The 207-nt window shown below is 70.5% G+C and carries 1 pseudogene; it reads left to right on the top strand.

The features are described from left to right. Nucleotides 1-207, top strand: a pseudogene (locus ABQ292_RS26665) (IS982 family transposase); the annotation flags it as partial.

Genomic DNA, 207 nt, shown 5'->3' with positions numbered 1-207 from the left:
ACCGCAACCGCGCACCTCGTCCCGGCCAGGCACTGCTGGCCCCGATCCGGCAGCTCATCGAGTCGGTCCATGACACCCTCAAAGGCCAGCTCGACCTGGAACTGCACGGCGGCCGCACCCTCACCGGCGTGGCCACTCGAGTCGCCCAGCGCTTGCTGGCGCTCACTGCTGCCATCTGGCACAACCGCGCCACCGGCCAGCCGGTCA

The sequence above is a fragment of the Geodermatophilus maliterrae genome (assembly GCF_041018925.1).
Classification (GTDB): domain Bacteria; phylum Actinomycetota; class Actinomycetes; order Mycobacteriales; family Geodermatophilaceae; genus Geodermatophilus; species Geodermatophilus maliterrae.
The sequence above is the reverse complement of the archived record's forward strand: the minus strand, read 5'-3'. Positions and strand labels throughout refer to the sequence as shown.